We start from the raw sequence: 25,021 nt of genomic DNA, 5'->3' as shown, positions 1-25,021 counted from the left end.
ATTGAAAAAAAGAATAGAAAGTTTTCAACTGGATATTAAAGGGCTGTTTCTTCAGGATAAAAAGGTACATGGGTTGATTGGCAATAACGGGAGCGGAAAATCCACATTGATAAAACTCATTACTGGCTTAATGAGACCCGATCAAGGGACCATTGATCTTGGCGGACTTAGGAGCAAGGACATCACATTCACCACCCAAAGGCCCTATATGCTTCATGATACGGTTTACCATAACCTGATCTACCCATTAATGATTCGAAATCAGATGCCTTCAAAGGAGGAGACTGAGAAATGGCTTGAACAGTGTGGTCTCACGGGAAAAGAACAGCAGTTTGCTCCAAGCCTCTCAAGTGGAGAACGCCAGAAGCTTTCCTTTGCCAGAGCTCTGATTTTTAAGCCGAAGCTTGTGTTTATTGATGAGACTATGGCAAATATGGACCTGGAGAGCATTGGAGTATTTGAAAGCATCATAACAAACATTCAAAAGGAAGATCCTATTACCTGGGTGATTGTAAGCCATCAACCTGCTCATATCTACAATCTTTGCCAGGAGGTACATATGATGGAAGCCGGGAGCCACCTCTTTTCAGGAACACCAAAAGAGACGGGATACTTTATGAGGGAAAGGCATGAAAAACAATGGAGTTACTAAGGGTTGATACCATAGAAGCAGCAAGAGAGAAATTAGTAAATGCCATGCAGGAGAAAAAGCCTAATATAGTCCGGTTAGACTTATTAAAATCTCTTGGTCATATACTGGCTCAGGATGTTATAGCACAAGAGCCGGTCCCTTCCTTTCGGCGATCCACAGTTGACGGATATGCTGTGGTGTCTGGGAATACTGCGGGAGCTTCGGAAAGCCTTCCTGTGTTGTTAGAAATGGTGGAAGAAGTATCCATGGGTCACCCTTCTTGTTGTCCCGTGAAAACCGGAACCTGTGGGTATGTGCCTACAGGGGGCATGATCCCAGAGGGGGCCGATGCCATGGTTATGGAGGAATACTGTGAGATATTTGATGAGAATCATCTGGCTGTCTATTGTCCGGTAGCACATGGAAAGGATGTCGTATCCCAGGGAGAAGATATCAGAGAGGGTGAACTGGTTATAAAAAAAGGAACCAGAATCCGTCCTCAGGAGATCGGCGTTATGGCCAGTCTTGGAATTATGGATGTTATGGTGTATGAGCCTTGGACAATAACCATTTTCTCAACTGGAGACGAGCTGGTGCACCCCTCTCACCAACCAGCACCTGGAGAGATCAGAGATATTAATTCCTATGCACTGAGTGCCCAGGCAGAAACATATGGTCTTAAGATACAGGAAGTTATGGTATGCAAAGATGACCAGGAGACTTTAAAAGGCAAGGTAAGCCAGTTGATGAAAATCAGCGATCTTGTCATAATATCTGGCGGAAGTTCCAAAGGAAAGAAGGATGCTACTAGTCAGATTATTGATGAAGTGACAGATGGTCATACTCTGATTCATGGACTAGCTTTAAAGCCAGGAAAGCCCTCCATATTTGGGTACGATCAGTCAACGGCTACTCTGGTGACGGGTCTGCCAGGTCATCCCGTCGCAGCCATGCTGGTATTTGATCTTCTAATTATATGGCTCTATAAGTATATGACGAGTCAGAAAGAAGGTCATTCCCTTTTCGCCCGTATGACCACCAATCTGGCCGGTTCACCGGGCAGAACCACCTGTCAGTTGGTAAGGCTTATTAAGAAGGAGCAAGAGTATTATGCAGAGCCCGTACATGGTAAATCCGGGCTAATTACCAGCTTAACAAGGGCAGATGGCTATTTGATGATTGGACAAAACCAGGAAGGATTAAATAAAGACGAATTGGTGGAAGTATTTTATGTATGATAAAAATCTTCATGAGAAGGCAGAGGTTATGGGAAAAAGAAATCTATACTTGAACAATACTCCTGTGGAGGAGGCCCGTATTATTTATAAAAATGCCCTTAAAGATCGAATTAAGATGGAATACGAAGAAATTCCTACGGAACAGAGTCTAGGACGGATTACAACAGAGGCGGTGTTTGCATTATGTTCTTCTCCTATGTTTAATGCTGCCGCCATGGATGGAATTGCTGTGATTGCCGAAAGGACAAAGGGAGCAATAGAAAGAGAACCTCTGGAATTAAAAAAGCAAGAGGATTTTATTATTGTGGATACTGGAGATCCGGTTAAATATCCTTATGATGCGGTCATTATGGCAGAAGATGTTCTGGAAATTGATGAAAGTACCGTAAGTATTTTGGAAGCAGCCGCACCCTGGCAGCACATTAGGCCTGTGGGAGAGGACATTGTATGCGGGGAGATGCTTTTAGCCAGTATGCACAAGATTCGCCCCATTGACATTGGGGTTCTTTTTTCCGGTGGAATCACAAAAATTAAAGTGGTAAAACAGCCAAAGGTAGCCATCTTTCCTACCGGTACAGAGATTATAGAGCCGGAAAGTGAGCCAAAAGAAGGGGATATCTTAGAATCCAACTCAAGGATGTTTGAAGCCATGGTAACTTCCTACGGAGGAATCGCTCATCGTTTTCCACCGATTGAAGATGATTATGAGAAGATCAAAAAGGCGGTATCTGACGCCCTTGTCCACTACGATATTGTGATTATAAATGCTGGATCCAGTGCTGGAACCGAAGATTATACGGTTCATATCTTAAGAGAACTTGGCAAAGTTTTGGTTCATGGAGTTGCCATAAAACCTGGAAAGCCGGTGATACTTGCGGTGGCAAAGGATAAGCCGGTAATCGGTCTGCCAGGATATCCGGTGTCAGCTTACATTGGGTTTGAGAATTTTGTTAAGCCTATCCTTACCATGTTTTCCGGTGAATACGGCTATGAAAGCAACCAGGTAAAAGCTGTCCTTTCAAAACGTCTGGTGTCTTCCTTAAAACACAAAGAATACGTAAGGGTAAAAGTCGGAGAGGTAGGAGGAAGACTGGTGGCATCTCCACTTTCAAGAGGAGCAGGGGCGGCAATGAGTCTTGTGCGCGCAGACGGCTTCTGTGTGATAGATCAAAACTGCGAAGGTATAGAGGCTGGGGAATCAGTAACGGTGGAACTATACAGAAGTATGTCTGAGATTAGGCATACCCTAGTTTCCATTGGAAGCCATGATCTTATTCTTGATCTTATTGGTGATTTGATGTCATTTCATGACCCAGGAATTTACATGTCCAGTACTCATGTGGGAAGTATGGGAGGACTAATGGCCCTAAAACGGGGAGAAGCCCATATGGTTCCAATTCATCTTTTGGATGAAGAATCAGGGGTATATAATCTTCCATATTTAGTCCGATTATTTCAGGAGCCCATGTCAATCATAAAAGGTGTGAAACGGATTCAGGGCCTAATGATTCAAAAAGGCAATCCGTTAAATATAAAAGGCATAGAGGATTTAACCAGATGTCGTTACGTAAATCGGCAAAGAGGAGCAGGAACCCGTGTACTTTTTGATTATAAGTTAAAGCTTTTAGGGATTGATCCTTTGCTGATAACCGGCTATGGCAGAGAGGCGGCTACCCATATGGCAGCAGCAGCTCTTGTGTCCAGTAACAGCGCAGATGCCGCCATGGGAATCTTCGCCGCAGCAAATGCAATGGGACTGGAATTTCTTCCTATTGGAGAAGAAGAGTATGATTTTGCAGTCCCGGTCAAATATTTAGATCTTCCAGAGATGTTATCTTTTATTAGGGTATTAAAAGGTGAGGAGCTTCACCATCGTATGGACCAGATTGGCGGATATCAGTATGATCTGGCAGGGGAGATCCAGTATCTTTCATAAGACAACCTGTGGAGCGAAAAGAGGTATGGAAAATGAGAGAAGAGAATAGTTTTACACATTTTGATAACCATGGAAATGCAGTCATGGTGGATGTGACAGAGAAAAAAGAGACAGTCAGGGAAGCGATAGCAAAAGGAAGAATAAAGGTCAACAAAGCCATTTACGAAGCAATCAAAAACAGTACAGTGGAAAAAGGTGATGTGCTGGGAATTGCGAGAACCGCTGGAATTATGGGGGCAAAAAAGACCTTTGACCTCATTCCAATGTGTCATATTCTTGCCATTACGAAAGCATCTGTGGATTTTAATATGGATGAGGTAAACCATGAGATTGAAGCAGTTTGTACCATAAAGATAACTGGAAAAACTGGTGTTGAAATGGAGGCTCTGACCGGTGTAAGTATTGCACTCTTAACGGTTTATGATATGTGTAAAGCAATTGATAAAAATATGGTGATTAAGGACATCTACTTGGAACATAAATCAGGTGGAAAAAGCGGAGATTTTTCTCATGAAAGATAGATATGTAAATATGATTTCTATTTCGATTATTGTATCAGAAACGTAAAATACATGAATTGCATACGAAAGCTAGAACGAAGTGAAGACCGGTAGTAGGAATTGGGAGGATTATGGGAACTGTAAAAGCAGTGTGCATCAGCGAGATACGAGGAACTCAAAAGACCAACGTTAAAACAGCCAAATTTGCCGTAAACCATGGAATTGTAGGAGATGCACATGGAGGGAACTGGCATCGCCAGGTAAGTCTTTTATCATATGAAAAGATAGAGGCGTTTCAGAAGGAGGGAGCGGATGTAACCCCTGGTGCCTTTGGTGAAAATATGATTGTGGAGGGATTTGATTTCAGTTCCATAGCAATAGGCACTAGATTTCAATGCAATGACGTAATTTTGCAGCTAACCCAACATGGAAAGCAGTGTCATACTCATTGTCAGATATATGATAAAATGGGAAAGTGTATCATGCCGACAGAGGGTACCTTTGCAGAGATTATTCAAGGTGGGACCATTTCTGTGGGAGATAAACTAATTCAGCTTGAAGATCGGGATGAACGATTTACGGCTGCTGTCATAACACTAAGTGATTCTGGTTTTGCTGGTAAAAGAGAAGACAAAAGCGGATTAATATTATCAGCTATTTTAAAAGAGAAAGGCTACTGCATTGTGGAATATTTAATACTCCCCGATGAACAGAGCCAAATCGAAGAAGAATTGATCAGACTTTCTGATAAGAGAGAGGTAAATCTAATCGTGACAACCGGCGGAACTGGGTTCTCCCCGAGAGATTGCACGCCAGAAGCAACGCTTGCAGTAGCCACAAGAAATGCGCCCGGTATCGCAGAGGCAATAAGATTACACAGCATGAAAATTACGAATCGAGCAATGCTCAGCCGGGGAGCCAGTGTGATCCGTGGAAAAACTCTGATTGTGAACCTTCCAGGAAGTCCAAAAGCAGTGAAAGAAAGTATGGAGTGTATTGCAGACCAGCTTCCTCATGGACTAAATGTGCTGTTAGGTAAGGTATCTAATTGTGCAAGGTCATGATGATGGGGGATTATCATCTGCTAGGTTTACATAGATCTAAAAAGCTACTTATGAAATACGAATGATTGTTACTGCAACAATTCACAATATAAAATTCGATTTAATTAATTTTATTTGATTTCTCTATTATAGATTTGATTAAATATAAACGCAGAAAAAACAGTTTGTACAAGTCATATGTCATATCATAGAAATATCTTAAATAAGAAAGTAAATCCATTCGTTTAATCTAATATTTACCGTTGAAACAGAGAGTTTTGTAAGACAAAGCTTTCTGTTTTTATATTTAATCCCTTGGTACGGTATTAATAATCTCTAAAGATGTGAATGAAATATTAGAAGTCCTTTTGACTGCTCAACGTATATGGAATGTTTTGACAAATTATGTTAGAATAATGAATAACAAAAAACAGATTTTATATGAGATTTCTAACTAAGAAGCATTATTGTGGTCTTATTATATTGATTAGAATTAATCATTGGCAGTATTCTTATGTAACAAGCAGTATCTAGGTAATGGTAAGAAGGGGGCGTAATGTGGTTTTAGATATCAGTAAATATTGGGATATTCAAGGAGAACTAGTTGCAGTGGTAACAACGCCAACAACCTGGGATATAAATGGAAAATATATCTTGAAGAACGTAAAAACAGAGAACTATGCTCAGAACAATGTAAGGTTTTCCAAAGCTCTGCGCGCAGAAGGGATTCCTGTATCAAGTTTTATACCGCTTAAAGCTGGTGATGATTATGTTATAACGCAAGACGGCTGTTATCTGTTGATGGAGAAGCTAGCTGGTAGTCATATAAGAGGTATATTCCAGCAAGATTATGAGTCCATTGCATTTGAGGTAGGTGTTATTATAGCAAAAATCCATAATGCACTTACAACAATAACCTATGAGAAGGGAAAAAATGTTCCATTTGATGAGGAATTAAGAGGGTGGATTCATAAGGGACTATGTGCTAGTAATTTACTTACACAAGATGAATGGAAGAAACCAATGGATGTTCTATTGGAGATTTATCCTTCACTGCCTCATCAACAAATACATAGAGATCTACATTACGGTAATTTATTATTTGAAGAAAACACGTTGACGGGTGTACTTGATTTTGATTTGGGCAAACATGATGCTCGTTTGTTTGACATAGCTTATTTTCTCTTGGGGCAATTAATGGAACAAAAGGATTTATTAGCGATCAGGGATAAGTGGTTTGTATTTATCCACCAATTTTTGAGTGGTTATGAAAGTATCACTTTGTTAGAAAGAGAAGAAAAAGAAGCACTGCCATTTATGATGCAGTGTATTGAATTTTTGTTTATTGTCTATTGGGAACAGCAGGCAAATCAAAAAGCAGCCATGGAATCAGTGGGAATCTATAGATTTCTAAATGAATGGAATAATCCTGTAAATATAATGAAAGAATGTGGCTATATGGACAAAAAATTAATTACCCAACGGCTAATTCTAAAAAGTATATCTGAAGAGGATAGGGAGTTTATCTTTTCGGAATTTTCGGATGCTGTAATATCAAAATATTTATACGATGAAGAACCTTTGACTGATATAAAACAAGCGGATGAAATTATTCATACCTATACGAACCCGCAGCATGAGGGGCTATACCGCTGGATTCTAGTGAGAAAGACAGATAACCGAAAGATGGGAACTTGTGGATTTCACTGTTTTAACAAAGGGGAAGGAACGATTGAAATCGGATACGACCTGCAGGCAGAATTTTGTGGACATGGCTATATGCAGGAAGCTTTGAAGGAAATAATAGCTTATGGAATAGAGATCATGCCATTAAAGCAGATCCATGCGCATATATATGTTGGCAACGAAAAATCGATTGCACTTTCTGAAAGGCTTGGCTTCATCAATAGTAAAAAAGTCTATAATTACACATTGAGGGATAAGGATTATCTCCATCTGATATATTCTTTAGATTGCAGTAGCCTGAAAAGCATGCAGTAAGAAAAATCGGTTCATGATACATGCTACGATTACTAATAAAGATAAGATATATTTGCATTGATTCCTACGAAGGAAGTGATGTAGTAAACATATGATAGGCGAAAAGATGAAAAAATATAATTGCATCGTTGTATTTAATTCAAATAAAGATAAGATACTTTTCTGTAAAAGAGTTAAAAACCCATATAAAGGATTATATAATTTTGTGGGTGGTAAAATAGAAGCTGATGAAAGTAGTATCAACGCAGCATACCGGGAACTGCAGGAGGAGACTGGTATATCAAGATCTCATATTACATTACATCGGCTGATGGATATCACATACTATTACCAGGATCTTATTCTGGAGTTTTTTGTAGGACAACTGCGAGAAGATATGAAGTTGGTGCAAGAAATCAATCCCATACAATGGCTTCCTCTAACGGAACATTTCACAGATGAAAGCAGATTTGCTGGTGAGCAAAATATTGGTCATATTGTAAATGTAGCTTTAAAATATCCGTTGTCTCAAGAGGCATGGGACAATCTTAACAATGGATCGCTATGTATTGGCGTCGATGGATGCAAAGGGGGATGGATCGCTGCTGTTTACGACCATGGTCATTTGCAAATCGAAAGGTATCATGTAATAGAAGAAATCATAGAGCGCTATCCACACTTTAATGATTTCTTGATTGATATGGTGATTGGATTTCCAAGCAATCAGGGTCACATAAGGCCTGACACAACAGCAAGAAGCTTAATTCCAGGAAGAACATCAACAATTTTTGCCGTTCCAAGCAGACAGGCTGTTTATATGAATACCGAAGCAGAACAGATAGAGGCAAATAAAAGGATACTTGAAAAGGGATTAGCGAAGCAGACGATGGCTATCATGGCTAAGATGAGGGAACTGGACATTTTTCTAAATGCCAATCCCCAATATAAAAATGTAATAAAAGAAAGCCACCCAGAAGTATGCTTTGCAAGGCTGAATGGAACCGTAGTTATGTCAAAGAAAGTAGAGTTCGATGGTATGAGTGAGAGAGTTCATATTCTGAAAAAATACATTCCTGATTTAGAAATAAATTTTATCCTTACGAAAGCCAAAGAATTAAAATGTAAAGCAGATGATATTGTAGATGCCATATGTCTTGCTGTCACAGCAAATTTAAATGATCAGGGAAATGGGGATTCCATACCTGCAGAACCAATGTACGATGACAACGGACTTATGATGCGTATGGTGATACCCGAAATTAAGAGGGAATAGAATCAGGTCAAGGTTCTGCCTTCGAACAATTCAATTACATAGGAAGAGGTGCATGATGATGAACGACAACGATATTAGACCTATTATGGAAGAATTAAAAAAGAGAACCAAGCAGTAGGTTATTGGGATATCCGTTTTTCACACAGACAGATCCCAGACAGTTTAATGAAAAATATAGTTATTATGATACCTTGTTGTTTCAATTGGATTCAGATTATGAAGATAAATATGGTGATTTGGTGCTATGGGGAGATTGTGGCGTAGGTAATTTCTTTATCAACAAGGAAGATTTGAAAAATTGTAACTTTAATAAGATACTTTATAATTGGGATTGCTGCTAAGTATGCGGATACACTAGAAATGATTGAAACCTCGATTGCGGATAAATAGTTAGCAAAAAGATGGTGATGAGAATCTGTCATGAATAAAAAATCTCGATCATGAAGCAAATTTAGAAAGAGACATTTATGAAGCACATTGCAATTATTTCCGATACCCATGGCTTGCTGCGAGAACAAGTCATGGGTGAATTGGCAGCAGCCGATTGTTCCATTCATGCCGGTGATATCGACACTCCAGATGTCGTCCATGCCATGGAGCAGCTAGGTGAGACTTATATCGTGCGTGGTAATAACGATAAAGATTGGGCAGTAGACCTACCTAAAAGCATTATTGTAGAAATTGAAGGAGTGAACTTCTTCGTTGTTCATAACAAAAAAGATGTTCCAAAGAATTTGACTAATATTGATGTGGTTATTTATGGTCATTCTCACAAGTATTCTGCACAGGAGATAGATGGGGTGCTGTTTCTTAATCCAGGTAGCTGTGGCAAGCAGCGTTTTGGTTTGGATCTTACGATGTGCCGTATGACTGTGGACGCAGGGCAGTATCAGTTTGAAAAACAGGACATAATTAGGACAAGATATAAAAATGAGTCATACTCAAAGTGACGGTAGCATGTCTTTTAATGGCAACAGAATTAAATCGAAAAAGACTGGTAAAAATGGGATAGGAACCGTATTTAACCAGTCTTTTTTTTATTTAATATCCATGATATTAATGCGAATGGTATGTATGGTCTATTCAACAATAGATTGATTATGAAACGGCCTCTAATTATATATGATTTTTAAATCAAGTCATATCATCCCGGAGTGCATCAATAATATTCTCCCTCTTGATTCTACGAACGGCATATAGCATAGTGATAAAAACGATAAATAATACGCTGACCACACTAATTGCCATACTTCCCCACGGGAATACAAAATCGAAGTTATCCATTCTTTCAACAGACACTATACCTGCGTAAATAAGCCATGAGATGATTCCAGCGGTAGGAAGCCCCAATAACAAGGCCCTCATGCCATAGAAGACACACTCAAAATTCATCATCTTATTAAAATTTTGATCTGACATTCCCACGGAACGCAGCATGGCAAGTTCCCGTCGGCGCAGCCGGATATTCGTTGAAATCGTATTAAACACATTGGCAACGGCAATTAGGGAGATCATAATGACAAAAACATAGGTAAATAAATCGATAACAAATGTTAAACTACGGTACTGTTCAACAATTTCGTACACATTGTATAACGTATAGGAAGACGTAATCCCTGCATTCTGGATGATGGTCTCCATTTCGGCCACTGTTTGCGTGTGATTTTTCGATAGAAAAGCTAGGCCTATATCAGAATGAGTTTCAGGGGTTTCAAATTTTTCTTTGAGAGAATAGGGTGCTACTACCATAAATACATAAGGTCTCTTTTGGGAAGGTTGCTTTGGTGGAGGGTCCACAGGGTACGTATCTACGAAGGTTATATTTATGTTCTGCCCATGCTCCAAAGTTGATTTATCATTCATTTCGGGAGAGACTTGTAAGGTCATGGAATGACTTGCAAATAGATCTAGAGTCTCACTGGGCCCATCTTTCTGATCCACCCGCTGTTTGGCAACGGCAATCAATTTACCATCCTGCCCCGTATATTCTTCTGGAGACAGCCCTAGTTCCTTGATAAAATGTAGATACTCACCGTCTTCTAAAAACTGAATGTCCATTGGAAATGAAATCGTTTCATTGAGGGCAGTATCTCCTCTGTATTCCCGATACGAGTCAGATAAATCACTTGCTTTAACGGTGGAACCATATGCAAAAACAGTCTGGTACGAGCTCTCGTAAACACCATCTGTATTTTTTAGTTTGTCATAAAGTTGGAACATTTCCTTGTCATCCATATTTTCAGCGGTAAAAAGGATATCATAGTCAATGTCCATAATCAACCGTTCTGAAAGTCGTTTCAGCGTGGATCGAAAAGCACTTCCTGATACGAACAGAACAATGCTTAAGACAAGAGAGAGCACAATGCTGCGATATCGTCTCTTGTTTCTCTTGAAATTCTTGAGTGCAAGAGTGCCCTCCAATCCATAGATGCGCTGAGCGAACAAGGTAGTTTTTACTGCTTTCGCTTCCGTTTTAATTTCGTTGGTTTGACGAATACTTTCCACGATGGGAGTATTTGCGGCTTTCCTGGCCGGAATATAGGCGGAAATCAAAATGGTGATTAAGCTGACCACTGCCGCCGCTGCAATTGCTGGCAAGGAGACCCACAAGCTTAGAGGCACAGTACTGTGGAGAATGCTCTTAAAATTCTCTGCTACGATAGGAATTACAAGTCCAATACTACCTATGCCTACAAAGATTCCAAGGGGTATGCCGACTGCACTAATGCAAAGTCCCTCAAACAACACGGAGTTTCGTAACTGCTTTGCTGTGGCCCCTACGGAAGAGAGAATACCAAACTGTTGCGTGCGTTCATTCAGCGAGATATGGAAGGAATTATATATTAAAAAAATGGAACCTATCATAATAATAGCAACTAAAATCCCACCAACCGTGTAAAGGAGTGCGTTGAACAATGTATTGTCTGAAACTCCCATGAAACGCAGCACATAATCATTGAAAACGAAAGTTTGTGCTCCGGTTATACTACTTGTGTAATCCTTTACCTGACGAGGATTTTTAAGAGTGACAAACAGGCTGTAGCTATTTGGCTGGTCCCTGGCATCATCTTTTGTGATCAAGGTGTAGCCCGGCGCGGAATGTTCCTCAAAACCAGGTCTTTCATATACTCCGACAACGGTGTAAGATTTTTCGGCGTTTGTAACAAGCGTCTCTTTTATCTCACCCGGTGTTTCACCAGACTGATAAGGATCGTGCTGACCTAACATTTTATTACCGTCCATTCGGCTTCCAATATCAAGTAAAATGGTGTCGCCCACTTCGAATCTCACTCCGGCCTTTGCCGCTACATGAGAAGGAATAAGAATTTCGTTGCTGGTTCTGGGAAACCGGCCAGAGATCAGTTTTACAGGCAAGGTATCAAATGTTTTGTCATTGAATCCGGCAATAAAAAGATAGGGCTTTTCGGGACTCTTACTGCCATCAAGTGTTGCGTAGCCTATATTTGTAAATACTGCTGTATCTGAAACGTGAATGTTATTTTTTTGTGTCTCTACAGAAGAGGGAGCAACCTCTAATAATTCAACGTGCCAACCCCCGTATTTGGCGATGGAGCTTTTTATCAGATAATTTAGCAGGGAAGTACCAAAGGTAGCAATTGCCGTAATCATGGCAGTGGAGAGAACCACCCCGATAATCGTTACAATCGTTCGGGTTCGGCTCCTTTTCATGCTTTGAAGGGTGACTTTGTTAAATATATTCATGGCTGCACCAACCTCTCATCACGCGTAACTTTGCCGTCGGTGATCCCGATGATGCGGTCTGCCTGTAAGGCGATATTCTCATCATGAGTGACGAGAAGAAGGGTTTGCCCATATTTTTTATTGCTTTCTTTCAGGAGTTTTATGATTTCGTGCCCATTTCGGCTGTCCAGACTTCCCGTGGGCTCATCGGCGAGCATGACAGCAGGGGCGTTCATTAAGGCGCGTCCAATAGAAACACGCTGTTGCTGACCGCCGGAAAGCTGATTGGGTAGATGGTTCTTACGTTCTTGTAATCCCAGCATGTTAAGCAGATCATTAAGCCGCTCCTCGTTGACCTTACGCTTATCCATAAGAATAGGAAGGGTGATGTTTTCTATCACATTGAGAGTGGGAATGAGATTGTGAAACTGATAAATCAGTCCGACTTGCCGCCTGCGGAAAATGGCCAGTTTTTCATTGCTTTGAGCATAGACCTCTTGACCCTCCAAATACACTTTTCCGCTTGTAGGTATATCCACACCTCCGATGATATGTAGCAATGTGGATTTACCTGAACCGGAAGATCCAATGATTGCTGTAAAGCCGCCTTTTTCAATTGTGAGGGAAACGTGGTCAAGAGCGGTAACCTGGTTTTCGCCTTTGCCGTAGACCTTGCATAAATTTTCGACTTTTAGAAACTCCATGATATGAGTCTCCTTTCATGTTTTACCCATATAATAAAACTTTCAACTGACATCTCTGTGACTTTTAAGTGAGAGATTCGTCACTTTGGGAAACGAATCGCAAAAACCGCACCGCCTAAGGGGTGATTTTTTGCGATGATCGACCCTCCCTGCCTTGCGATAATCATCTTGCAGAGAGCCAATCCGATCCCATACCCTGTTGCATTTTGACTTTTTCCACGATAAAATCTGTCAAACAAGCGGGGTAAATCTTCCATATTAAAACCTCCACCACTGTCGTGAATGTCAATTTGGGTAAACAATGGAGTGTCCACGCAATTAATTTCAATCTTTCCGTTTTCGCCTATGCATTCAATGGAATTTTTAAGGATGTTTTGAATGGCTTCTGAAAGCCAACTGAAATCTCCTTGGATCATCATTCCTTTTGGTGAATCTATTTGAAAATCTATGTTGTGAAGCTCCATTGGGATTAGGAATGGGCGAAGCGCAGTTCGTATCAGGTTGTTTATATCGATCTGTTCACTTTGAAACATTACAATACCTGCCTCCAAACGGGATAATTTAAGCAGGGAAGTAATGAGCCAATCCATGCGAACTAGCAATTCCTCTGTTTCCCGAACAAACGCTTTTTGCTGGTTTTCGTCAGGATTATTGGCTAACAATGACAGTATGAGGTTTGCAGAAGTAAGAGGAGTTCTGAGCTGGTGTGCAATGTCGGCAAGGGAGTTGGCTAGATTTTCTTTTTCTTTTTTCAGCGCATCGTTTTGTTCCCGGATGCGCAGCATCATTTTAGATATTTCGCTTTGCAGGATGGATAGCTCGCCTTCTTGTGTATTATTAATAGTTAGCTGGTCAGCATTATGAAGCAAAAGGTCGATCTGCTCTGAGATTCTCGCAATACTTTTGTAGCGAGCTTTCGTGTAAATAAAAAATAAGGAACCAAAGGCAATAGCAGAAGCAATAGCGAGGATTCCTGCCGCTTGATTGAATCTAAATCCCAGTAATACATAAACAGCGGCTATCAAAAAAAACAATATGACAAACTGTCGAAATTCTCTATTTCGAAGCATAATCCTCCCCCAATCGATAACCCGTCCCGCGTACAGTAAGAATTATTTGTGGGTTTGCTGAATCATTCTCTATCTTCTCACGCAAGCGTTTTATGTACACGGTCAATGTATTATCATTAACAAATTCGCCCGCTGCATCCCATAGTTCATCAAGCAGCCGGCCCCTCGTGATAATACTTTTAGGGTTGCTGATAAACACCAGCAATAAACGGTATTCTAATGCTGAAAGAAAAACCTCATTCCCATTTTTTTTCACAACGCCACTTGTGATATCCACATGAAGACCCTGAATTTCAAAATCAGATTCCAAACGCCCACATTTTCTCAGTGCAGTTCCAATCCGTGCAATTAATTCACGAGGGCGAAATGGCTTGGTGATATAGTCGTCTGCACCCATGTTCAAACCAGTAACTACACTTGCCTCATCTCCAGAAGCTGTCAAAAAAATAACGGGAATATCATGTGTTTCTTTGATCTCCGTACAAATTGTAAAACCATTTCCGTCAGGCAGTGAAATATCAATCAATGCCAAGTCAAATTTATTACCTTCAAGTGTAGCAATGGCTTCGCTTCGCGTAGCGGAGTGAGTGACTGTAAATCCCTCCGAGCGGAGCAAAAGTATCAGATTTTTAGCGATTGTTTTATCGTCCTCCACTAAAAAAATACGTTTCATTTATTTTACCATCCTCTCATTTACTGCTCTTGTATCATATGTTTTTCTGTCTTTTATGTCAGATAGAACAATCCACATATTTGCATCTTTCTTGCTAATTAAGAAAGATGTGGGTTATTTGCCTATTAGTAAGCAAAATATATTTTTCAACTATGTTGAAACGTTTCAGTACTCTTGGTTGTCAAAACGTCTATTACCACTTAATATCTTCACATACTTTAAAAAACGCTTCCATTGAAGGAGAGAGCCATTTATCTCTATGGTGTACAACCTGTACGAACAATTTCAACTCTTTCCCTTTCCAATCGATCATAGAAAGACGATTGGATGTTATTTCCTCATGAACCGCATATAAGGGTAAAACAGCGACACCAAAGCCCAATATAGCAAATTGCTTAAGATCAGAAATGCTTGCTGTTTCCAACATAATCCGATAAGTCTCATTTGCCTCGTCCATCACAGCCTGAAAGATATTTTTCCAACAACTGCTGTGTGAAACTAAAAGCATAGGGTGATTAGATAAATCAAAGGGAAGTATGTTTTTTACCCCAACCAAAGGGTGATCTTTAGAAACAAAAAACCCCAATGATTCTTCCTGAAGTACTTTAACGGCTAGCTCAGGGACATTCCAAAACTTATCTAATAAAACGGCCACATCAATTTGGTTTTCATGTAACCATAATTCTAATTCATCGGTTGAACCAATTTTTATATGAAATTCAACCTCTGGATACCGCTTACGGTATTCCTCTAATAGCCTAGGTAATTTAACCGAGCAAACAGATTCATTGACTCCAATCGTTAAAATTCCATGGGGAGATTTTAATAGAGAAATGGAACCTTTTGCCTTTTCCCATGAAAAGAGTAGTTGCCTTGCATTTATAAGAAATTGTTCACCTTCAGGCGTAAGAGAGATCTTTTTGCCTAGTCTATCAAATAATTTAACCCCCAACTCCTTCTCTAAGAGCTGTATTTGGGATGTAATCGTTGATTGAGCATATCCCAGTTGGTCTGCTGCCTTTGTGAAGTTATGAAGGGAAGCTACAGTTACAAATGCTATAAGTAAACGCGTATCCACAATAGTAAATCCTCCATCTGAAATTTCGATTGTAAAAGGGAAAATAATTTAAAACTTTGATTCGCCTAATCGTGTTAGTATGATATCATACATTGAAAGTAAAAAGCAACTCGGAACTTTTTACGGACATATCTAATAAGAAGGCAAATGCGGCAAAGCACTTTTGCGCATAGCATTTACATATGCATGCGTAAGACACATACTTAAGTTTTATATGTGTGATAGTTACCAACAGCTTTTTCGACACAAATAGACTATCAAGAAAACAAATGTATATATGTATGGTATTATATTGACTTTATCCGCAATTATCTTTATATTTAAAACTGATATCATTGGAATCATTCTTTGATTCGACATTGAAGAGATAACTTCAAACTATCTTGTCGGTGATTCAAAAGCATGAATAGCTGAAATGCCACAATTAACTGAAACGAAAATAAAAGGAGGTGAGTGGAATGGAAAGTGACCCGGAAAGTAGTAATTTAATTTATAATTTGAAGGCATTTTCATTCCCTTACCTTAATTTGAGTGAATTGCCTTCAACGTAAGATTAAGAAGGAGGTGAATTGCATGCTTGAAATTTTTGTGACAGAGAACAAAGAAGTCATTCGCAGGAATGATTTTGAAGAGGGCGCATGGGTAAATTTAATCAATCCCAATATGGAAGAGCTCAACAGAGTAAGCGATTGCCTGCATGTGGAGATGGAATTTTTAAAAGCTGCATTGGATGAAGAGGAACGTTCGAGAATTGAAAATGTGAATGGACAAACACTAATTATCATTGATATACCCATCATAGAAAAGGGTGGTGGAAAGGAATTGTACGTTACAATTCCTATGGCAATTATACTTATCAAACATTTAATTATCACAGTTTGTTTGAGAGATCATACTTTATTGGATGATTTTAGGAACAACAAAAACAAAACATTTTCAAGCCAGTTCAAGACAAGATTTGTTCTGCAGATATTGTTGAAAAATGCAAATTTCTATTTACACTATTTAAGAAATATTGATAAAACCAGTGGTGATCTGGAACAACGCCTTTATCGATCTATGAAAAATAATGAGTTAATTAAAATGCTTCAATTGGAGAAAAGCTTGGTCTATTTTTCAACCTCATTAAGGTCAAATGAGATGGTGATTGAGAAGCTCATGAAATACGAACATATTAAAAACTATTCAGAAGATGCTGAACTTTTAGGTGATGTAATTATAGAGAATAAGCAGGCCATAGAGATGGCTCATATTTACAGTAGCGTTTTAACTGGGACAATGGGAACGGTAGCTTCCCTTATTTCAAATAATTTAAATATTGTCATGAAAGTGTTGACGTCAATTACGATCGTAATGGCGATTCCTACCATGATATCCAGTTTCTTTGGTATGAATGTTATGATACCATTAACATCGAATGCCTCATTTTGGCTCATTGCGGGTGCTTCAGTGGTGATAAGTTTTGTGGTTGGATATATTTTGTATAAAAAAGGATTTATCTAAGTGCAAAATTAATTTTTTGCGTCTAAGAGAAGAAGTGTAGCTGCCAGGATGCCGCTACACTTTTTTGTTACAATGACTCTATTTGCAAGGCAGGGTAAGTCAAAGAGTATCTTATCATTGGAAATCTCAACTGACCTGATTAATCCAATTTAGTATGACTTCTGTTGCCAACCCCAAATTTCCTATTTGGCAATGGGTATCAGCTGACTCCTCCGATGTAAACATACGCGCAGTAAGCGAATGGACCTTTGTCAATGCGGAGATCTGATTGGTAAACTGCTTGATTGGAACATAATGATCATTCTGTCCTGCGAGAAGAAGAACATCCTGTGTTATGAAATGTGAAAAGGATTCTGTATTATAAGCAATTATGCATTGAAAAAAATCATAAGGAGAATTACTTCCGGTTATATGCATTCCTTGCATGATCCCCCATTCTAGCATTAAGCTTTTTCCCATCAGTTTTTTCAACACTTCATTAATTTCCTTCGCCTTTTCTTGAGCAATCAAGTCATTGAATATCTCTCTGAAATCAGGTTCCAATTGATTGGTCAAGACATCATAAAAGTCCATCAAAACATCATATGCAATCACTCTTTTCACTCTTTTTTCATACGCTGCAGCCCTTAGTGATAAATAGCCGCCCAGTGACACGCCTATTAATGTAACATCGTCTAACTCAAAATAATCAAGAATTGATTTCACAGGTCGTTCCCATTTGTGCGACATTGGTATTTTATAATCTTCCAATGCACTACCTTGACCAGGTCCGTCAAAGCAGATCACATCGTATCCGGCATCTCTAAATACCATTGTCATCATAAAGAGTTCTTCTACATAGCTGTCAAAACCGCCAAAAATAACTATGGTGCCTTTTGGCCTTTCCGGTGATATGCGGTAAGCGGAAAGAAACCCATTCTCATATGGAATCATATAGTGCTGATTCTTTGTAATCCCATAAAAGTCACGTACAAGAGTTATAAATTGTTTGCGTAACTCTTGTTTGTTTGGATCAGATTCCGGTAAATAAAACTCGGCCCCACGAAAATAATAGGCAGCCTTTAAGGTTTCCTTCTTCCTAAGAGAAATTTCCCCAAGTTCTACAAATGATTTAATTAAATCATTGTAGGATAGAATTGTACTACTGGCGTTGCGCATTTCCTCAAGCATTGTTTCGTCGTTTGTCCAATTATAAAAACGATTCATTTGAAAATCAATGCTAAAATCCGGGTGTAAATGATAAAAGCCTATGGGAAAATCTTTTGTTGTCCACTGTCTCATCTTATTTAAAACTCCTTTCTTGTTCTTACAAGAAGTAGTATAATGGAGCCAGATTTTATGTTCAATGACCGATAAAATAGAAATCGCAGCTTATACAACGTAGTTACTATAACTGTCGATGATCTACCATATAATAGATAGGTGGAATGAAAATGTCGAATGAAAATGATCTAAGGATAAGGAAGACACGCAAGCTAATAAGAGAAGCTTTTATTAAACTATTAGATGGGAAGGGGTTTAATGGAATCACAATTAATAATATAGCAGATATGGCAATGATTAATCGTTCCACATTCTACCTTCATTACACTGATAAATTTGATTTGATGCAAAAAACAACAGAGGAAGCAATACAAAATATATTGCAGTTAGTGGCTCCGGAAGCACATATTATAGACGGTAAGTTGGAATACGATAGTTTTGTACAAAATATAAACTCAATTTTTAAAACGATTGAGAAAGATGCTTTGCTTTATAAAGTGATTTTAAATGATAAAGAAATGTCCGAGGTAAGTAGAACATTGGAGCATGCTCTGATTGAAAAACTTGACAAATGTTTCCCTGGAGATATTTTGATTTCAAGAGACTTATTCTTAGAACTGACTGCATCACTTTATATGTCGGCGATCCGATGGTGGCTAAATAGTGATATGAAATATTCGTCGAATTTTGTGGCAGAGCAGTTGGTTCAGTTACTGGTAATAGGACCAAGTAAGACTGCCGGAATCTGAGTAGGAAAGTTACATAGGAACGAAATTGATCTTTATAATATGACATATAGTTGTCATTTTATCTTTGATAATATAAGCATATCAAAGATAAGGAGGCTTTTAAAATGGAGTATAAAGTTGTGCTATTAGAAGAAAAAGTCATTGTTGGGTTAAGTGCAATGACAGGAAATAATGATCCTGACATGGGAACAATCATAGGTGGACTTTGGAACGATTTTTACCAAGGTGGCGTCAATTCCATAATAAAGAATAAATCGAACAAATATGCCATAGGGCTTTATTCTGATTATACTTCCGATCAATACTGCGTTACAGTGGGCAATGAGGTATCCAGGGCAGAAAACCCTGATTTGACCATTAAAATAATTCCCGCTGGTAAATATGCAAGATTCTCGGTGCGTGGACATATGGAAAAGGCAGTTGCAAAGGCTTGGGGAGAGATTTGGCAGATGGATTTAGACAGAAGCTTTACAGGAGATTTTGAAGAATATCGTAACGATGATATTAACGACTGTGATATTGATATTTTCATCGCAATAAAATAAGAAGTAACGTTACTTCATCACTTGACAAGGTTGAATTATAAACTGGCTGGGGGCCGTCTCGAACATGTGACGGCTTTCTTTCTCTCTTACGAACCAACCACCTGGATCTTTTCAAAGAGCTCCCATAATTGATCCACCGTTTCATCAGCGGAAGAGGGCATGGAATTTATAATCCACCATTCTAAAACTCCAACCGTAGCAGATGAGATAAACTGTATCAGAATTTCATTATTTGTATCTTGGTAGATCCCACTTTTGTTAAGCTGTTCTTGAAGCATTTCCTGAATCCGATGAAGGAGCTGATCTCTGAAAGCGGGTGTTCCTCTTTTTTTTAATAACAATTGATAGAAATAAATATTCTGTTTCAAATAGTTACAGATTTGAAGCATGCCACTTTTAGGAGAACTTTGACTGGTATCATCTCCCAGGGTACATTGTTTAAATAGCTGATCTAAATGAGTTTTAATACAATAATTTAGTAGATCAAATTTATCCTCAAAATGCAAATAGATTGTACCACGATTAACATTTGCCAATTCAGCGATTTCATTGACTGTAATTTTATCAAAATCTTTTTCTTTCATCAGCTCAATTAATGCTTCCATAATAGCATTCTTCGATTTTTCAACACGTCTATCCATAAAGTTCTCCTATATTTGTTCAACATCAAAGTGTGTTTTGTTGATTATCAAACAAATGCACTTACTTTAACCATTGAATTTTAATTCCTACATTGATAGTATTATTATACTGAATAAATGTTGGAAAATCAACAAGTGTCTTAATGGTCACTGTGCCTCGTATGAAAGAGATATAAGTTAAAAATAAATGAATTGTAAGGAGAAATCAAGTATGAAAATCTTTTATTTTACTGGAACCGGAAATAGCTTATATGTTGCGAAACGAATTGGAGCAGAAGTATATTCAATTCCTCAGATGATAAAAGAAGGTAGGTATGAATTTGAGGATGAAGCAATCGGTTTTGTGTTCCCCTGTTATGGTTTTGGTATGGCTAAGATGATCAGCAACTATATAAAAAAATCCAAATTTAAATCCAATTATTTTTTTGCAATTATGACTTATGGAGGGAAATCAGCTTCCGGGCTACACAATATGGAAGAAATCGCAGCCAAATCAGGAATTCATTTTAACTATACCAACGAGATCATGATGGTAGATAATTTCTTGCCCGCTTTTGAGATGGAAAGTGAAATCAAAAACAAGAGTTCAGATGAAATTGAGAAAAAGATTGTACAAATTGAAAAGGATATTAGTGCAAGAAAGAATCAGCTTATTCGGAAAGGCGTCGCATCAGATGTTTTATCAAAATATGTTCACAAGATAGCCGACAACGTTAGTAAAAATTTTGCCTATAAACAGATCAAAGTTAACGATAGCTGCAATGGCTGTCGGGTATGTGAACAGGTCTGCCCAGCAAATAATATCAGTGTGACTAAAACACCGGAGTTTTCTCATCATTGCGAAGCCTGCCTCTCTTGTATCCACCATTGTCCTCAAAATGCCATGCATTTAAAATCCGAGAAAAGTAAAGCTAGATTTATAAACCCTAATATACAATTAAAGGAAATCATAAATGCCAATTGTCAGGTGAAGTAATGCCCTCAGTAATGCCTTTTCTAATGCAAGTTAAACCGCTTTATTCTCCCGTGAAATCTTCTTTTCTTTCTTAACTTTTTATAGTATCATATAGAAAGATGTCGTTTGGACTAGACTATTTCTAGATGAAAAGTGAATGGGCTACTGGAAAGAATTCTGATAAAGGAGAAAGAAATGACAAAACGAATGTGGGATTTATTTCTGGTGATAGCAGGATCTATTATTATGGGGGGCGGTATCGCTTTCGAAGCAAAGTCCAAATTTGGTTTAGACGCACTGTCTTTATTTAACGAAGGAATGGGAAAGCTTCTTGGTGTTCCGTTAGGTACGGCATCCCAGCTCGTGGTTGTATCCATCATAGTAATACTGTTTTTCATAGATAAAAAACGAGTGGGAATAGGTTCTGTAGCCAATGGGGTATTAGTAGGCGCTTCTGCTAATTTTTTTATGCCAATTGTGAACCAATTAAACGAAAATTTCACTTTAAGAATTATCATGTTAATCATTGGAATACTCTTAGTGAGTATTGGAATTGGAATATATGTTTCGGCTGGATTAGGAGAGGGTGGTTTTGATGCCTGGATGATGTTTGCGGCTGATAAGCTTAAAAAAGAAGTCCGTTTTGTAAGAATCACAATGGATATTTGCCTGGTCGCAATAGGAACCTTATTAGGGGGAAGTATTGGGCTTGGTACTCTAATTGCAACGTTGTCCTATGGTCCAATCATACAGTTTACCCTTAATACGATGAACAAGCTTAGAAAGCAAACTCATACGAATAATCCGATCAATGAATAAGCTGCTTTTTTTGATTTTAGTTTAAGATATTGAATATAGAATAAAATCCAGGAATGAGTAAATAATTCTCATAATCCTGGATTTTTTTAATTTGTTATTTTATCAAATAATACTCATAATTTTGTTGTTTTATTTAAGGTTTATTGATAATATAATTATGGATAAATTTGGTAATTAAAGTTTGCTCCTTAAATTTTATGTGTTATAGGATCGTTTGGTATTAGAAAAAAAACTTTTGTTTTTTTCTAGGGTGTGATATATTAATAATAGTAATTGTTATCTATATAATATTTGTGGAGGTTGCTATGGTTTTAAATTCTGGAGATAAAATAATGGTATATGATGAGAATAAACAAAAATGCTTTCACGTAGCAGAGGCTACAGAAGATTATGTGAAGTTGTCCAATGATTCCTGTTATTACATCAATGAGACCATTGATTTAAATGATAACACGGTGCATATCATGTCAACCGAAAGTGATGTTAATGGGTCAAAGGAACATGTAACAAAAATGGTAATGCACAAGATGCGTAATGTAAAGCAGATTAGTTATGAAAAAGCAATTAAAATTTTGGAAATACTTATGGATGTGGACAGCGAAGAGTAATGCTGTCGCTTTTATAGGGGAGCCTTCTTAGAAAGGCTCCTCTTTTTTGTGCTTATTCACACCCTGATATATAGTTTCGATAGAGTTTATTGGCATAGCACCAGTCCACCACCTGAAACCAGTCTTCAATGTAGGCAGCCCTTTGGTTATAATGTTTCAGATAATATGCATGTTCCCATACATCAATAGTCGCAATGGGGCAGAGATTTTTGACAATGGGCGTATCTTGGTTCGCTGAAGTCACCAGCTTAAGTCCATGATTACGGTCTAGAACAAGCCATGCATAGCCAGATCCAAACACAGATAATGCTTTGTCTTTAAATTCCTGAAAAAATGAATCAATGGAACCAAAATCATCTAATATTGCAGAAAAAAGCATTCCGGCATTGTTTCTGGAACGAAGGTCAGACATTCCATTAAAGTAGAAAATATGATTATAAACGCCACCTCCATTGTTCTTTATGGATTGCCGAATGACTTCTGGAAGACAGTCTGCATTTAAAATCAGTTTCTCTAATGACCAGTCTTGAAGATCATCCCAGCCCTTTAATGTTTCATTTAAGTTATCTACATAAGTTTGTAAATGTCTGTCATGATGCAGACACATGGTTTTTGTATCAATAAATGGCTCCAGAGCGTTATAGGCATAAGGGAGCGGAGGATTTACAAATGGATAATGCTCGTTCATAAAAAACCTGTTTATATTTTTGTTATATCATATTCTGTTGAAACTGTAGATGTGTGGAAATATAGAAAAGAAATAGGAACTTTAATGAGTCAATTTCCAGGTCAACCACAATTTAAAAGTTCCGGTTGTTTTCCTAGATGAAATCAACTTAGATTCAGAGCTATGGCTCACTAAAAAACGAAGGATCACAACACTCTGTGAAAAAATAAGAAGTTAACACAAAAAAACTTGACACAAACCCTAATAACATATATAAATAATATGTATATATGTTGTGGTCCGAGAATATATATTAAGAAGGGAGTAAACTCTGTTTCTGTTGTAGATATGAAAATGAAAATGCAATGTGAGAACTGCATGTTTGAAAGCAAAAGGAGGGATTATGAAGAAGAGAAGAAGATGGGTGTTTTTATTTCTGCTATTTGGTACCTTGTCTTTGCTAATGGCGTGTGCAAAACCAACTGTAAAACAAGCGGACGGCAAACTCACCATTACCAATGCGTCCTACGACCCGACCAGGGAGTTTTATACTGCTTATAACCAGAAGTTTGAGGCGTATTACCTCAATAAGACAGGAAAGCAAATCGAAGTCATACAGTCTCACGGAGGTTCTGGCAGTCAGGCAAGATCTGTCATAGAAGGAGCTGGTGCCGATGTGGCAACTCTGGCTCTGGCACATGATATTACCTTGATTGAAAAGGCAGGACTCATTGAGCCAGGCTGGATCAAGGAATTTAAGGATAATTCGGCTCCTTATACTTCAACCATAGTTTTTCTGGTGAGAAAGGGGAATGAAAAGGGAATTAAGGATTGGGATGATTTGATTCGAGAAGGAGTATCCATCATTACGCCGGATCCCAAAAGCAGCGGTGGAGCATGCTGGAACTTTTTAGGGGCATGGTATTATGCTGGGAATTCGTTTCATGAGAATGAGGATCAGATGAAGGACTTTCTAAAGAAGCTTTATGCCAATGTGACCGTCATGGATCCAGGGGCAAGAGGCGCCACTACCACCTTTGTGGAGAATGGTCAGGGAGATGTATTAATCGCCTGGGAAAATGAAGCAATTATGGCTATGAAGGAGTATCCAGATAAATATGAAATTGTATCTCCTAGTAGCAGTATCTTAGCCCAACCCAGTGTAGCCATAGTAGATGAAAATGCCGACAAAAACAACACTCAGGAAGCCGCGAAAGATTATCTGGATTACCTTTATACCGATGAGGCCCAGAAATTAATTGGAGAATACGGCTACAGACCTTCAAACCAAGCAATCTTAAAGGAATTCTCCAATAAGTTCAATCTAGAGACAAAGTTATGTACCATTGATGATTTTGGAGGTTGGGATGAGGCATATGAGAAATTTTTTGCTGACGGCGGCATTTTTGATGAGATATATGAAAATTAAAAATTCTAACAGGA

23 protein-coding genes and 1 pseudogene are annotated in these 25,021 nt (G+C 38.5%); 16 read left to right on the top strand and 8 right to left on the bottom strand.

Annotated elements, in window-relative coordinates; translation table 11 throughout:
- The first annotated feature begins 1 nt into the window (after window position 1).
- From BET01_RS13295 to BET01_RS13255, 9 genes and pseudogenes are all read left to right on the top strand, one after another.
- On the top strand, window positions 2–652 hold the full coding sequence (locus BET01_RS13295) for an ABC transporter ATP-binding protein (RefSeq protein WP_158585053.1): 651 nt from the start codon (window positions 2–4) through the stop codon (window positions 650–652).
- Window positions 640–1,869 carry a molybdopterin molybdotransferase MoeA gene (locus BET01_RS13290; protein ID WP_120197298.1) on the top strand — a complete coding sequence of 410 codons (1,230 nt, stop codon included), beginning with the start codon at window positions 640–642 and terminating at the stop codon, window positions 1,867–1,869. The genes BET01_RS13295 and BET01_RS13290 overlap by 13 nt, the downstream gene beginning before the upstream one ends.
- Window positions 1,862–3,805, top strand: coding sequence for a molybdopterin biosynthesis protein (locus BET01_RS13285; protein WP_330512870.1), 1,944 nt, complete (start codon window positions 1,862–1,864; stop codon window positions 3,803–3,805). The genes BET01_RS13290 and BET01_RS13285 overlap by 8 nt, the downstream gene beginning before the upstream one ends.
- Window positions 3,806–3,837: 32 nt before the next feature.
- Window positions 3,838–4,326 (top strand): cyclic pyranopterin monophosphate synthase MoaC, encoded by a 489-nt coding sequence (gene moaC / locus BET01_RS13280; RefSeq protein ID WP_120197297.1) that lies wholly within the window; start codon window positions 3,838–3,840, stop codon window positions 4,324–4,326.
- Between the two features lie 110 nt (window positions 4,327–4,436).
- Window positions 4,437–5,369, top strand: coding sequence for an MOSC domain-containing protein (locus tag BET01_RS13275; RefSeq protein WP_120197296.1), 933 nt, complete (start codon window positions 4,437–4,439; stop codon window positions 5,367–5,369).
- A 537-nt stretch (window positions 5,370–5,906) separates the two neighbouring features.
- Entirely contained in the window at window positions 5,907–7,349 is a 1,443-nt protein-coding gene (locus BET01_RS13270; protein WP_158585052.1) for a GNAT family N-acetyltransferase, read from the top strand.
- A gap of 106 nt (window positions 7,350–7,455) precedes the next feature.
- Window positions 7,456–8,601, top strand: coding sequence for a DUF429 domain-containing protein (locus BET01_RS13265; RefSeq protein WP_147422812.1), 1,146 nt, complete (start codon window positions 7,456–7,458; stop codon window positions 8,599–8,601).
- A 119-nt stretch (window positions 8,602–8,720) separates the two neighbouring features.
- A pseudogene (locus BET01_RS22535) lies at window positions 8,721–8,942 on the top strand (DUF1963 domain-containing protein); the annotation flags it as partial.
- Window positions 8,943–9,068: 126 nt separating this feature from the next.
- Complete coding sequence (locus tag BET01_RS13255) at window positions 9,069–9,551, top strand: metallophosphoesterase family protein (RefSeq protein WP_120197292.1); 483 nt, start codon at window positions 9,069–9,071, stop codon at window positions 9,549–9,551.
- A gap of 184 nt (window positions 9,552–9,735) precedes the next feature.
- Here BET01_RS13255 and BET01_RS13250 read toward each other — a convergent pair whose 3' ends face one another.
- The 5 genes from BET01_RS13250 to BET01_RS13230 all read right to left on the bottom strand — a co-directional run bounded on the left by BET01_RS13250 (window position 9,736) and on the right by BET01_RS13230 (window position 15,828).
- A complete protein-coding gene (locus tag BET01_RS13250; protein ID WP_120197291.1) occupies window positions 9,736–12,324 on the bottom strand; it encodes an ABC transporter permease in 2,589 nt (862 codons plus the stop codon).
- Window positions 12,321–13,007 carry an ABC transporter ATP-binding protein gene (locus BET01_RS13245; RefSeq protein ID WP_120197290.1) on the bottom strand — a complete coding sequence of 229 codons (687 nt, stop codon included), beginning with the start codon at window positions 13,005–13,007 and terminating at the stop codon, window positions 12,321–12,323. The genes BET01_RS13250 and BET01_RS13245 overlap by 4 nt, the downstream gene beginning before the upstream one ends.
- 80 nt (window positions 13,008–13,087) lie before the next feature.
- Window positions 13,088–14,077 carry a sensor histidine kinase gene (locus tag BET01_RS13240; RefSeq protein ID WP_120197289.1) on the bottom strand — a complete coding sequence of 330 codons (990 nt, stop codon included), beginning with the start codon at window positions 14,075–14,077 and terminating at the stop codon, window positions 13,088–13,090.
- Window positions 14,064–14,750: a response regulator transcription factor gene (locus BET01_RS13235; protein WP_120197288.1), complete on the bottom strand. Its 687-nt coding sequence runs from the start codon at window positions 14,748–14,750 to the stop codon at window positions 14,064–14,066. Before BET01_RS13235 ends, BET01_RS13240 begins: the two co-directional genes overlap by 14 nt.
- Window positions 14,751–14,943: 193 nt before the next feature.
- Entirely contained in the window at window positions 14,944–15,828 is an 885-nt protein-coding gene (locus BET01_RS13230; RefSeq protein ID WP_120197287.1) for a LysR family transcriptional regulator, read from the bottom strand.
- A gap of 573 nt (window positions 15,829–16,401) precedes the next feature.
- Between BET01_RS13230 and BET01_RS13225 the strand changes: the two genes are divergently transcribed.
- A complete protein-coding gene (locus BET01_RS13225) occupies window positions 16,402–17,331 on the top strand; it encodes a magnesium transporter CorA family protein (protein WP_120197286.1) in 930 nt (309 codons plus the stop codon).
- Between the two features lie 126 nt (window positions 17,332–17,457).
- Here BET01_RS13225 and BET01_RS13220 read toward each other — a convergent pair whose 3' ends face one another.
- On the bottom strand, window positions 17,458–18,612 hold the full coding sequence (locus BET01_RS13220) for an alpha/beta hydrolase (protein WP_120197285.1): 1,155 nt from the start codon (window positions 18,610–18,612) through the stop codon (window positions 17,458–17,460).
- A gap of 152 nt (window positions 18,613–18,764) precedes the next feature.
- On the opposite strand from BET01_RS13220, the gene BET01_RS13215 reads away from it, so the two are divergent.
- Entirely contained in the window at window positions 18,765–19,343 is a 579-nt protein-coding gene (locus BET01_RS13215; RefSeq protein WP_158585051.1) for a TetR/AcrR family transcriptional regulator, read from the top strand.
- 104 nt (window positions 19,344–19,447) lie between these two features.
- The gene (locus tag BET01_RS13210) at window positions 19,448–19,888 is read left to right on the top strand and encodes a GyrI-like domain-containing protein (protein WP_120197283.1); all 441 of its coding nucleotides are present in this window, start codon (window positions 19,448–19,450) and stop codon (window positions 19,886–19,888) included.
- A gap of 86 nt (window positions 19,889–19,974) precedes the next feature.
- On the opposite strand, the gene BET01_RS13205 is transcribed toward BET01_RS13210, so the two are convergent.
- Window positions 19,975–20,529, bottom strand: a complete 555-nt coding sequence (locus BET01_RS13205) for a TetR/AcrR family transcriptional regulator (protein WP_120197282.1) — start codon at window positions 20,527–20,529, stop codon at window positions 19,975–19,977.
- Between the two features lie 211 nt (window positions 20,530–20,740).
- Between BET01_RS13205 and BET01_RS13200 the strand changes: the two genes are divergently transcribed.
- The 3 genes from BET01_RS13200 (at window position 20,741) to BET01_RS13190 (ending at window position 22,911) form a co-directional block, all read left to right on the top strand.
- A complete protein-coding gene (locus BET01_RS13200; protein WP_120197281.1) occupies window positions 20,741–21,505 on the top strand; it encodes an EFR1 family ferrodoxin in 765 nt (254 codons plus the stop codon).
- A 174-nt stretch (window positions 21,506–21,679) separates the two neighbouring features.
- Window positions 21,680–22,303 (top strand): YczE/YyaS/YitT family protein, encoded by a 624-nt coding sequence (locus tag BET01_RS13195; RefSeq protein WP_120197280.1) that lies wholly within the window; start codon window positions 21,680–21,682, stop codon window positions 22,301–22,303.
- Between the two features lie 305 nt (window positions 22,304–22,608).
- Window positions 22,609–22,911, top strand: a complete 303-nt coding sequence (locus BET01_RS13190) for a hypothetical protein (protein WP_120197279.1) — start codon at window positions 22,609–22,611, stop codon at window positions 22,909–22,911.
- A 52-nt stretch (window positions 22,912–22,963) separates the two neighbouring features.
- Here the strand turns inward: BET01_RS13190 and BET01_RS13185 are convergent, their stop codons facing one another.
- Window positions 22,964–23,599, bottom strand: coding sequence for a superoxide dismutase (locus BET01_RS13185; RefSeq protein ID WP_120197278.1), 636 nt, complete (start codon window positions 23,597–23,599; stop codon window positions 22,964–22,966).
- 382 nt (window positions 23,600–23,981) lie between these two features.
- On the opposite strand from BET01_RS13185, the gene BET01_RS13180 reads away from it, so the two are divergent.
- Window positions 23,982–25,007 (top strand): sulfate ABC transporter substrate-binding protein, encoded by a 1,026-nt coding sequence (locus BET01_RS13180; protein WP_120197277.1) that lies wholly within the window; start codon window positions 23,982–23,984, stop codon window positions 25,005–25,007.
- The last annotated feature ends 14 nt before the right edge of the window (window positions 25,008–25,021 follow it).

This window comes from Lacrimispora algidixylanolytica (assembly GCF_003609635.1).
Lineage (GTDB): Bacteria > Bacillota > Clostridia > Lachnospirales > Lachnospiraceae > Lacrimispora > Lacrimispora algidixylanolytica.
This window is presented reverse-complemented; position numbering and strand designations above follow the sequence as displayed.

Bases quoted from the DNA above. Each gene is read 5' to 3' on its own strand.
- BET01_RS13215 (WP_158585051.1), top strand. From the start codon at position 18,765: ATGTCGAATGAAAATGATCTAAGGATAAGGAAGACACGCAAGCTAATA.
- BET01_RS13275 (WP_120197296.1), top strand. From the start codon at position 4,437: ATGGGAACTGTAAAAGCAGTGTGCATCAGCGAGATACGAGGAACTCAA.
- BET01_RS13250 (WP_120197291.1), bottom strand. From the start codon at position 12,324: ATGAATATATTTAACAAAGTCACCCTTCAAAGCATGAAAAGGAGCCGA.
- BET01_RS13195 (WP_120197280.1), top strand. From the start codon at position 21,680: ATGACAAAACGAATGTGGGATTTATTTCTGGTGATAGCAGGATCTATT.
- BET01_RS13290 (WP_120197298.1), top strand. From the start codon at position 640: ATGGAGTTACTAAGGGTTGATACCATAGAAGCAGCAAGAGAGAAATTA.
- BET01_RS13255 (WP_120197292.1), top strand. From the start codon at position 9,069: ATGAAGCACATTGCAATTATTTCCGATACCCATGGCTTGCTGCGAGAA.
- BET01_RS13265 (WP_147422812.1), top strand. From the start codon at position 7,456: ATGAAAAAATATAATTGCATCGTTGTATTTAATTCAAATAAAGATAAG.
- BET01_RS13235 (WP_120197288.1), bottom strand. From the start codon at position 14,750: ATGAAACGTATTTTTTTAGTGGAGGACGATAAAACAATCGCTAAAAAT.
- BET01_RS13245 (WP_120197290.1), bottom strand. From the start codon at position 13,007: ATGGAGTTTCTAAAAGTCGAAAATTTATGCAAGGTCTACGGCAAAGGC.
- BET01_RS13205 (WP_120197282.1), bottom strand. From the start codon at position 20,529: ATGGATAGACGTGTTGAAAAATCGAAGAATGCTATTATGGAAGCATTA.
- moaC (WP_120197297.1), top strand. From the start codon at position 3,838: ATGAGAGAAGAGAATAGTTTTACACATTTTGATAACCATGGAAATGCA.
- BET01_RS13220 (WP_120197285.1), bottom strand. From the start codon at position 18,612: ATGAGACAGTGGACAACAAAAGATTTTCCCATAGGCTTTTATCATTTA.
- BET01_RS13285 (WP_330512870.1), top strand. From the start codon at position 1,862: ATGTATGATAAAAATCTTCATGAGAAGGCAGAGGTTATGGGAAAAAGA.
- BET01_RS13185 (WP_120197278.1), bottom strand. From the start codon at position 23,599: ATGAACGAGCATTATCCATTTGTAAATCCTCCGCTCCCTTATGCCTAT.
- BET01_RS13190 (WP_120197279.1), top strand. From the start codon at position 22,609: ATGGTTTTAAATTCTGGAGATAAAATAATGGTATATGATGAGAATAAA.
- BET01_RS13200 (WP_120197281.1), top strand. From the start codon at position 20,741: ATGAAAATCTTTTATTTTACTGGAACCGGAAATAGCTTATATGTTGCG.
- BET01_RS13180 (WP_120197277.1), top strand. From the start codon at position 23,982: ATGAAGAAGAGAAGAAGATGGGTGTTTTTATTTCTGCTATTTGGTACC.
- BET01_RS13225 (WP_120197286.1), top strand. From the start codon at position 16,402: ATGCTTGAAATTTTTGTGACAGAGAACAAAGAAGTCATTCGCAGGAAT.
- BET01_RS13210 (WP_120197283.1), top strand. From the start codon at position 19,448: ATGGAGTATAAAGTTGTGCTATTAGAAGAAAAAGTCATTGTTGGGTTA.
- BET01_RS13240 (WP_120197289.1), bottom strand. From the start codon at position 14,077: ATGCTTCGAAATAGAGAATTTCGACAGTTTGTCATATTGTTTTTTTTG.